9 protein-coding genes and 1 rRNA gene are annotated in these 9,846 nt (G+C 37.6%); 5 read left to right on the top strand and 5 right to left on the bottom strand.

Annotation, left to right across the window (positions count from 1 at the left end):
• A 16S ribosomal RNA gene (locus tag BM097_RS15425) occupies positions 1–389 on the bottom strand; the annotation flags it as partial.
• 649 nt (positions 390–1,038) lie between these two features.
• Between BM097_RS15425 and BM097_RS15420 the strand changes: the two genes are divergently transcribed.
• Positions 1,039–1,962 carry a carbohydrate kinase family protein gene (locus BM097_RS15420; protein ID WP_090552459.1) on the top strand — a complete coding sequence of 308 codons (924 nt, stop codon included), beginning with the start codon at positions 1,039–1,041 and terminating at the stop codon, positions 1,960–1,962.
• Between the two features lie 39 nt (positions 1,963–2,001).
• Here BM097_RS15420 and BM097_RS15415 read toward each other — a convergent pair whose 3' ends face one another.
• Entirely contained in the window at positions 2,002–2,889 is an 888-nt protein-coding gene (locus tag BM097_RS15415; RefSeq protein WP_090552456.1) for a DUF362 domain-containing protein, read from the bottom strand.
• Between the two features lie 69 nt (positions 2,890–2,958).
• Complete coding sequence (locus tag BM097_RS15410; RefSeq protein WP_090552453.1) at positions 2,959–3,819, bottom strand: YitT family protein; 861 nt, start codon at positions 3,817–3,819, stop codon at positions 2,959–2,961.
• 296 nt (positions 3,820–4,115) lie between these two features.
• Between BM097_RS15410 and BM097_RS15405 the strand changes: the two genes are divergently transcribed.
• The 4 genes from BM097_RS15405 to BM097_RS15390 are packed head-to-tail and all read left to right on the top strand — an operon-like array spanning position 4,116 to position 7,979.
• Complete coding sequence (locus BM097_RS15405) at positions 4,116–5,171, top strand: iron-siderophore ABC transporter substrate-binding protein (protein WP_090552450.1); 1,056 nt, start codon at positions 4,116–4,118, stop codon at positions 5,169–5,171.
• On the top strand, positions 5,158–6,156 hold the full coding sequence (locus tag BM097_RS15400) for a FecCD family ABC transporter permease (RefSeq protein ID WP_330389680.1): 999 nt from the start codon (positions 5,158–5,160) through the stop codon (positions 6,154–6,156). Before BM097_RS15405 ends, BM097_RS15400 begins: the two co-directional genes overlap by 14 nt.
• A complete protein-coding gene (locus BM097_RS15395) occupies positions 6,153–7,169 on the top strand; it encodes a FecCD family ABC transporter permease (RefSeq protein WP_090552443.1) in 1,017 nt (338 codons plus the stop codon). Before BM097_RS15400 ends, BM097_RS15395 begins: the two co-directional genes overlap by 4 nt.
• Positions 7,170–7,979, top strand: a complete 810-nt coding sequence (locus tag BM097_RS15390; protein ID WP_090552439.1) for an ABC transporter ATP-binding protein — start codon at positions 7,170–7,172, stop codon at positions 7,977–7,979.
• On the opposite strand, the gene BM097_RS15385 is transcribed toward BM097_RS15390, so the two are convergent.
• Together BM097_RS15385 and BM097_RS15380 are read right to left on the bottom strand one after the other, a co-directional pair.
• Positions 7,945–8,964, bottom strand: coding sequence for a helix-turn-helix domain-containing protein (locus BM097_RS15385; protein WP_090552435.1), 1,020 nt, complete (start codon positions 8,962–8,964; stop codon positions 7,945–7,947). The two genes, BM097_RS15390 and BM097_RS15385, sit on opposite strands and share 35 nt — an antisense overlap.
• Before the next feature lie 180 nt (positions 8,965–9,144).
• A partial coding sequence (locus tag BM097_RS15380) for a dehydroquinate synthase/iron-containing alcohol dehydrogenase family protein (RefSeq protein ID WP_090552432.1) occupies positions 9,145–9,846 on the bottom strand: 702 nt, incomplete at its 5' end.

Raw genomic sequence — 9,846 nt, 5'->3', positions numbered from 1 at the left:
TTGTGCAATATTCCCCACTGCTGCCTCCCGTAGGAGTTTGGGCCGTGTCTCAGTCCCAATGTGGCCGGTCACCCTCTCAGGTCGGCTACTGATCGTCGCCTTGGTGGGCCGTTACCTCACCAACTAGCTAATCAGACGCGGGTCCATCTTGTACCGAAATATCTTTTCACACTTCTTCATGCGAAGCTGTGCGCTTATGCGGTATTAGCAGTCGTTTCCAACTGTTGTCCCCCTGTACAAGGCAGGTTACCCACGCGTTACTCACCCGTCCGCCACTCAGTCAATAACTCGTCACCCCGAAGGGATCGTAATAAGTTGCTTCGTTCGACTTGCATGTGTTAAGCACGCCGCCAGCGTTCATCCTGAGCCAGGATCAAACTCTCATGTTTAATATGTAAGTAACCGAAGTTACTTGAGTTCAATTCCGAGTCAAAATAAATCTGACTTGTTTACTATAAAGGTTTCGTTTCATTAAGAAACTAAATGAATTTCAAGGATACATGTTTTAAAAACTTGTATTAATTCAAGGTTTGTTTCACTGTTCAGTTATCAATCTTCGCTTTTCTTTTGCACTGTGTGACTTGCTGTCCCTCAGTGCTCGATTATAATATCACCTAAATCCCCTGTTGTAAACCCCTTTTCGAGGATTTTCTCAAAGTAAATCTATTTGCCGAAAATCCTCTTTTTGTTTGAATTGTCCCAAAATTATAAACAATAGGCCTAAAATCGCCCGCTGCTCATCTCCTAATACCACTTTGCATTAAATCTACACAACTCCGATATAATTTCTACATTTTTTATTGCTAGAATACAATAAAGAATGTGGTTTTATAGAAGGAGTGTGCATTATGGAAATGGTGAAACGTAAATGCCCTGGTTGTGGAAAAATATTCTATATTTCTACTGTAGACATGGATAAACGATTTCAACATGGATATTTTCCAATTTTCTGCAATATTAAATGTCAATTACGATTTTGTGAGCAACGTTAGCATTTATATTTTTTCATAAGTTTAACTTACAGAGGAGAAAGTCACTATGAGTAAATTTATTGTAGCCGGAATCACTCAACTAGAAACAATTGTAAAGGTTAAGGAAATCCCTATTAAATACGAGCCTTATACCGGGGAGAGGGATACTATATATATTGCTGCAGGTGGAGATGCTTTCAACGAGTCACTTGCTCTAAAGTGGTTAGGTGATGAGGTAGAATTTATGACCGTCGTAGGAAAAAACGAGGATTTGAATATTCTCAATCCTTCAACAAGAGCGGTAACTCTATCGACAGAGTACGTTCTTCCAATCATCAAGGAAACTCCTATGGAAGTTCTACTTTACGACTCAAGGCGAAAGGCACAGCGTTTTGAGGATCTAAAAGATATTCGAAATGCTATGTACGATATGATGCTTGTAGACCCATTAGTTCCTAGTTGCGATATGATGGTTCTTTCAAACGTAAACTTCTGCCGTCCATTTATTTCACGAGCAGTAGATTTCAATAAAAAGCTGGCTGTAAAAATCCACAGCTTTAAGCGTGAAAAGGAAATTTATAACGAAGATTTCTTAAAGAATGCAAACATCCTTTATTTCAACGATAATTCTATTGATGAAGAACCTTATGAATTTGTAAAGGAAATGTCGGATAAATATGATCCTGAAATAATAGTTTTAGGCCAAGGTGAGCAGGGCGTTCTAATCTATGACAAATACAAGGATTTCACAGCTCATTATAATGCCGTTAATTCAAAGCAGATTGTTAGTACAGCTGGTGCCGGAAATGCTTTATTTGCCTGCTTCTTACATTATTTCTTAAAGACAAGCGATTCTAAGATAGCTATTCATAAAGCTTTACTATTTGCCTCTAACTATATCGGATATATGGGCACATCAAATGGTTTTATGACAGAAGATGAGTTAGAGCATTGGGATAATCTGATTTGGAATCCTAGGAATGCAATGTAAATTAAAAGGACACCTCGAATTTGAGGTGTCCTATGTTATTTAAAGTTCTATTAATTCATATTCAAGACTTCCAACTCCGAGCTTTGCTGCTGTTTCAGGAGTATGCTCTCCATTTCTGGTGGTAACTCTCTCAAGGAAATGTTCTCTTCCCACATCTTTAGAGGCATATACCAAATCAAGACAAGCTCTGTCAATGGCAACTGGATCAAGACTGGCAAGAATACCGATGTCCTTAAGGCAAGGATCCTCTGCTACTGCGCAGCAATCACAATCTACAGACATATTTGCCATTACATTGATAAATGCTATGTTTTTTCCAAAGTGGTCCACAACTGCTGAGGCAGCCTCAGCCATACTCTCTAGAAATGCGTCCTGTTCAGGCAAATCGTTCCATACTATATCCTGTTCACTAGCCTTATCGTATTTGCCAGCAGAATGTATACGAACCTTACCAGCGCATGAAGCACAACCAATAGAAAGCTGCTTTAAGGCTCCACCGTATCCTCCCATAGGATGACCTTTAAAATGAGATAAAACAAGCATAGAATCATAATTCAAAAAATTCTTGCCCATAATATCACTCTTAAGGTGTGTGCCATTTTTGATAGGGATTTCGATGTCTGGCCCTTCGGCATCCATAAGATCTACATCAAAATATTCATTCCAACCATGTCTTTTTAATAATTTAATATGCTTATCAGTGTAATTTCTTTCGCCCTCATAGGCGGTATTGCACTCCACGATGGTGCCATTAACATGCTCTACCATAGGTTTCCAAAATTCTGGTTTGAGATAATTTTGATTTCCCTCTTCTCCAGAATGAACCTTTACAGCAACCTTGCCTGGCAATGTGATACCAAGCTTATCGTACATCTTTACTACCGCTTCTGCTGTAACATCCTTGATAAAATATACTTTCGATGCCATAAATACCCTCCTAATTTGGAATACATTACTATGATTTTATTTTAAATTAATATACCCCCTAAAATCAATTTAAAATATTCTTTCCGGCATATTCTTAGACTGATATTGCATATCGCTGACCTTATATACAGTAACAAAAGCTTTTGGGTCTACTTTGTCGATAAAAGCCATGAGCTTTTGGAACTCGCCCTTATCCACAATTGTGATGATTTCGTCATGCTCTTCCATACGGTAGGCTCCAGTAACCTTGTACACACTGGCACCACTATGTAGTTCATTTAAAATGTAATCTCTGATTTGTGATTCAAATGGAGAGACAATACATACTCTCCTTTTAAGCTTCTGATCAAATATAAAATGGTCAAGAACCATACCATTTAGATAGGTTCCAAGAACACTTAAGATAACAGTTTTGGAATCGTATGCAAGGGCTGATGAAAGTGCTATACACATACCTGAAATCGACATAGCCTTACCAAGGTCAATTCTCAGATATTTATTAAGAATTTTGGCAACAATATCAAGTCCACCTGAAGAAGCATTTCTATTAAATAGGATTGCACTACCAATACTTACTACAAAGATGTAGCATACTACATCAAGAGTAGCATCTCCTGTAAGGGATGTGTAATCTGGTAATAGCTTCTCGAAAAAACCTATTGTAAGTGGAAGTAGGATTGATGTGTAAACTGTTTTATATCCAAATTCAGTACCACATGTAATGAAACCGATTATAAGTAAAATAACATTCAAAACCATGGTGATTTCTGACACTGAAAATGGCAAGAAGTTGTTTAACACAATTGCGAAGCCTGAGATACTGCTTACTGCAGCATGACTTGGCATTAGAAAAAAGAATACTCCAGCGCCAATAATAATGATAGCAACTGTGAGTATTAACATCTCTTTAATAATAGATTTAGCGTTCATTTTTTTACCTGTCCCATATTAAAAATTTGCTTTTAATCTTAAGCAACGTCTACTAGATTACGGCTTAGAATCTGAAATGTCAAGAAACCTCAGCTGCAAAATGTCTCTTAGTTAATTATGGATATACAATTTCTCATAGATAGAATAAAATTAACATTTCCTACTGTATTGGGTGCAGTTTTTGCCAAATCAGTCGTCTTGTTTGACTAAACTAACTTCCTGTGTTAGATTAGTCATCACCGTTAGGAATTACTAACTAAAGATTTAATCGGCAAACACGGAGGATTCTATTTATTATGAAAAAAAGATTATTTTCATTATTAGTCACTGCATCAATTGTAGCTACTAGCATGATTGGTTGCGGTGCCACATCTGAAAAAAATAATACTGAAGCATCTGTAGCTGTATCTACGACATACACTAAAGCTGATGCAGAATTTCCTATAACAATAAAGCACGCTTTTGGTGAAACTACTATTGAAAGTAAGCCAGAACGTATTGTTAATCTTGGATGGGCTAATCAGGATACAACTCTTGCACTTGGCGTAGTTCCAGTAGGAGTTTCTGCAGCAAACTATGGAAAGATGTCAGAAAACAAGCTACACCTTTGGACAGATGAAGCCTTTACTGATTTGAGTGTAGAAAACCCAAATGTATTTAATGACGAAACTGGTTGGGATTATGAAGCGATTGCTGCTTGCGAGCCTGACATTATTATCGCATCATACTCTGGATTCACTGAGGAAGAATATAATCTTCTTTCTGAGATTGCACCAGTAATCCCTTACCTTGAAACTGCATGGAAGACAAACTGGCGTGAGCAGACAATCACTAATGCTACTGCAATGGGTATGAAGGCAGAAGGCGAAAAACTTGTAGAAGATACAGATGCTCTTATTGCTGAAAAGCTTGCAGACTATCCTGAGCTTAATGGCAAAACCGCAGGATATTTTTGGATTTCCCAGGATGATATGAGCACTTTCTACGCTTATCTCCCAAATGATCCAAGAGCATCATACCTTAATGATTTGGGATTAAAGACACCTGAGAGCATTCTTTCCCTTGCAAGCTCTACAGAGGATTTTTCTGTAACAATCTCTAGAGAAAATACAGAAACATTAAATGACGTTGATATTATGGTAGTTTACGGTGATAAGGGACTTCTTGAGGCTATGCAGGCTGACCCACTTATGAGCCAGATTCCAGCTGTTAAAAATGGTGCTGTTGTTCTTATTGATTCGACCACAGCCCTAGCTGCAGCAACTACACCATCAATCCTTTCCATCCCTTATGCAATCGATGACTATTTATCTTTACTAAGTGAGGCAGCAAATAAAATTGAAACAGAATAAAATAACAATCGTATTTACTATAGGAATAATTGTCCTAATGCTATCTGTTATTGTATCAATTACCTACGGTGCAAAAGCCGTAGGTTTGTCTGATATTATAGATGGTATTTGTGGACGAAATACTGATAGCTTCAACGCAAATGTTGTAGCCGCTAGAATACCAAGAACCATCTTTGGTCTGATTGCAGGAATGTCCTTAAGTATTGCCGGTGTACTGATGCAGTCCATAACAAGAAATCCTATTGCAGACCCAAGCATCTTAGGTGTTAACACTGGTGCGTCACTTTTCATTGTTATTGGAATTGCATTCTTCAATATTCAGTCAAAGGTCGCTTACATTACCATCGCCTTTATTGGTGCGCTTCTTACTGCACTGTTTGTATATAATCTTGCATCACTTGGAAATGGTGGTGCAACCCCAATCAAGCTTGCAATATCAGGTGCCGCTGTAAGCACTGCTTTAACAAGCATTATAAGTATTTTGGTAATGCCAGATTCAAGTGTTATGACCGCTTTTCGCTTTTGGCAAATTGGAAGTATCGGTGGAACTACAACCACAGATATATTGCTACTACTTCCATTTACTATGGCATCCATTGTTATAAGCTTAATAATTTCTAATAATCTAGATGCTATGCTTCTATCAGAGGAGACAGCCAAATCACTTGGCTTAAACGTTGGTCTTACCAGAGGAATCGCTGCCATCTGCGGTGTTATTTTATGTTCTACCACTACTGCTCTTGCAGGTCCCATTAGCTTTATTGGACTAATGATTCCACATCTTATTAGAGCAATTGTTGGTAGCAATCACAAGGTACTTATCCTATGTAGTGGCATTTATGGTGGGGCTATCCTTATTATCTCTGATGTACTTGGACGAATCCTTGGAAGACCAGGTGAACTAGAATCTGGTATTATGACAGCTCTCATTGGAGCACCAGTATTTATTTATATAATTAGAAAGGCAAAGCTACAGTCCTTATGATAGATAATTCAAAAATATTCTACGGTCTAAAATCCCACCGAGTTAAATACAAAAACACACTGATTATTATGGCAATTATCCTACTTATACTGGTTTGCCTTAATATGACGATTGGCGAAAAAAACTATTCTCTTATGGAGGTAATCCATACAATCCTATCAAATGAGAACAATTATATCATTATGAAGCTAAGACTTCCACGAACATTAGCTGGTATCTTCTGCGGTATCGCATTTGCGATAGCTGGAAATACCTTCCAAACACTTCTTGGCAATCCTCTCGCAAGTCCAGATATTATTGGCGTTTCATCAGGCTCTACAGTAGCTGCTGTATTTTGCATACTTTTTCTAAACCTGAATAGAGGATTGGTATCCGTCATAGCTGTTATAGCAGGTGCAGCCTCTGCACTATTAATTTACAAGTTAGCCAATAAAGATGGTTATTCCACTAACAGACTAATTCTCACTGGCATCGGGGCCCAAGCCTTCTTTTTAGCCCTTATAAACTGGATGATAATGAAGGCCTCTGAATATGATGTTCCTACTGCTATGCGCTGGATGTCAGGGAACCTAAACGGAATCACCACAGATACTCTTCCATTACTGATTGTTATTGTGCTATTAGCTCTAATTACAATGACTTATCTCGGTAACAGCTTGCAAGCCATGGAGCTTGGAGAAAAATATGCCTCTATCCTTGGTGTAAACGTCGATATGACTCGTTCCCTGCTAATATTTATTTCAGTAGTGTTAATTGCCTTTGCAACTGCTATTTCCGGTCCTATATCTTCTATAGCATTTCTATCAGGCCCTATAGCTAGCAGGCTATGTAGTAGGAATCAGATTAACACAATTCCTGCCGCACTCACCGGTGCAATACTTGTTCTTGCTGGAGATTTCATAGGACAAAATCTATTGCCTACCAGATATCCAGTAGGAATTATTACAGGAATTCTAGGTGCACCTTATTTGGTATATCTTCTTATTAAGCAAAACAGTGGAGGTTCTATTTAAATGAAAGATAATATTCTAAAAGCTAATGACATAGTAGTTGGATATGGAAATAGCACAATTATAGATGGAATCAACCTTAAGATTCCTGCCCATAAAATAAGCGTAATATTGGGTTCAAATGGAAGTGGAAAATCTACTATGCTAAAAACCTTCTGTAGACTGCTTACGCCTCAATCTGGCTCTATAGTTTTAAATGATAAATCATTACAGGAAATGAAAAATAAGGATATTGCAAAATCAATAGGCCTACTTCCTCAAAATTCTATCGCACCTGAGGGTATAACAGTAGCTGAGCTTGTTACAAGAGGTCGTTTTCCATATAGAAAATTTATGTGTTCACTTACTTCAGCAGATTACGCTGCTGTAAAGGACGCAATGGAAGCAATGAAAATCTGTGACCTTGCAGATAGAAGTATTGATGAGCTCTCTGGCGGTCAGCGCCAACGTGTATTCATTGCATTAGCCTTGGCACAACAGACAGATATTTTATTTTTAGATGAGCCTACTACCTTCTTAGATATTGCATATCAAATTGAAATTTTAGATTTGTTAAAAGATCTAAATACGAAAAAGAAAACTACCATTGTCATGGTGTTACACGACATTAATCTTGCCAGTAAATATGCAGATTATATATTCGCCATGAAAAATGGAAAACTAATAACAGAAGGCCGACCACAGGATATTATCACTTCTACCGTCATCGAAAATATTTACGGTTTAAAAAGTGTTGTTATTACAGATCCTGTGTCCTGCTCTCCTATGATTATACCAATCAGTTCTCATGATGATTTGACAAATATCTCTTAAAATCACCTGGTGTTAAGCCACACCATTTCTTAAAAGCATTGTAGAAAGCAGTTTGGCTGTGATAGCCAACTGCTTTTGATATTTCTTCAAAATTCATTTCATCTTCCTTTATCAAAAATGCTGCTCTACTCATTCTGATATTGTTCTGAAAGTCCCAAACTGTCTGTTTAAAATAATCCTGAAAACCATATTTTAATTTTTGCTCACTAATTCCTACTTCTTTTGCCAACATAGGTATAGTTTTAAAATCATAAGCAGAGCTAACTATTATATCCCGGACTTTATTTAACTTATTAATATCTTCCGAACTTATTTTTATATCCCTGTTTCCAGCCCTTACCACTCTAATATATCGGTCTTTACTGGTAACAAAAAGCATTCTTGAAGAAGGCGCTAGTAAAAGCTCCACAAGCTCAATAGCGCAGGCCTGCATCAGTGCATTAGTAAATATGCGTTTTTTAATATAACCTTCTATCTTAGATAAAACATCTATTATCTCCTGGCTTAACATGGTATAGCGTGTGTTTACCTTGATAAAATCAAAATCTGCTTCCTGTCTATTAATTAATGGAAATATTGTATCTATAAGGTAATCATAATTAATAGAAAACTCTACACCCTTAAAATGTTGGCCCGCCCGCCACACACCTACACCCTTGTCCATTTTTTCTAATGCCATAAAGGATGATGGAATGGACTGTGCTATAAGCTCACCATTTTTCAATGAGTAAGTTATTCCTTCATATATAATTCCAAAATGCAAAAACCTGGTTCCGTAGTTATATTCAATGGAAAAATCGCTATCAACCACATAATCACCAACACCACATTGAATGGTTTCAGGTTGGCCATAGCTTACTATAGAGCCCGCCTTCTTATTTTCATATAAGACAAATCCATCCTGATTACTCACATCTGTAATCTTGGCAAAATCATGAAATAATTTCTGATATTCAATTGCAGAATTTGCTATTCCCTTTTTCATAAATTTATAGTGATGCCTCCAACTATTCCACGCTCTTAAGAGCTTATGTCATTGAAACAATTTTTATTTTTCTAATATCAATGAATAGTACCAAATATAGATAATAATTACAATTTCTTTAAAGAAAAAAGCTCTGCCTATAGTAATAGGCAAAGCTTTTCTACTAGGTTTTATATACGTTTACGCCATAAGCATACGGAACATTTCGATTACCTGCTCCTTTGTAGCCTCACGTGGGTTACCTGGATAGCATGCATCGTTAAGAGCATCTGTAGCAAGCTGATCTAAGTCTTCTTCCTTAATCTTATCAAGAGTTGTTGGGATTCCAACATCCTCAGAAAGCTTCTTTACAGCTGCAATAGCTGCATCACGATATTCATCCTGAGTCATGTTATCAACTCCTTCAACTCCCATAGCTCTAGCTACCTCACGGAGTCTCTCACCTGTGTACTCACGGTTAAATTCCATAGAGATTGGAAGGAACATAGCGCATGCAACACCGTGTGGTGTATCATAATGTGCTGAAAGTGTGTGAGCCATTGCGTGGTCAATACCAAGACCTACATTTGAAAATCCCATACCAGCAATGTACTGACCAAGAGCCATTCCCTCACGGCCCTCTTTCTTGTTTTCTACTGCATCACGAAGATTCTTAGAGATAAGACGGATAGCTTCAAGATGGAACATATCTGTCATTTCCCATGCAGCCTTTGTTGTATATCCTTCGATTGCGTGTGTAAGGGCATCCATACCTGTAGCTGCTGTAAGGCCCTTTGGCATTGAAGACATCATCTCTGGGTCAACAACTGCAACGATAGGCATATCATGTGTATCAACACATACAAACTTTCTTTCCTTTTCTACATCAGTGATTACATAATT

Source organism: Pseudobutyrivibrio sp. OR37 (assembly GCF_900113655.1).
Classification (GTDB): domain Bacteria; phylum Bacillota; class Clostridia; order Lachnospirales; family Lachnospiraceae; genus Pseudobutyrivibrio.
Note: the sequence above shows the minus strand (reverse complement) of the source record. Positions and strands in the feature narration are given on the sequence as shown.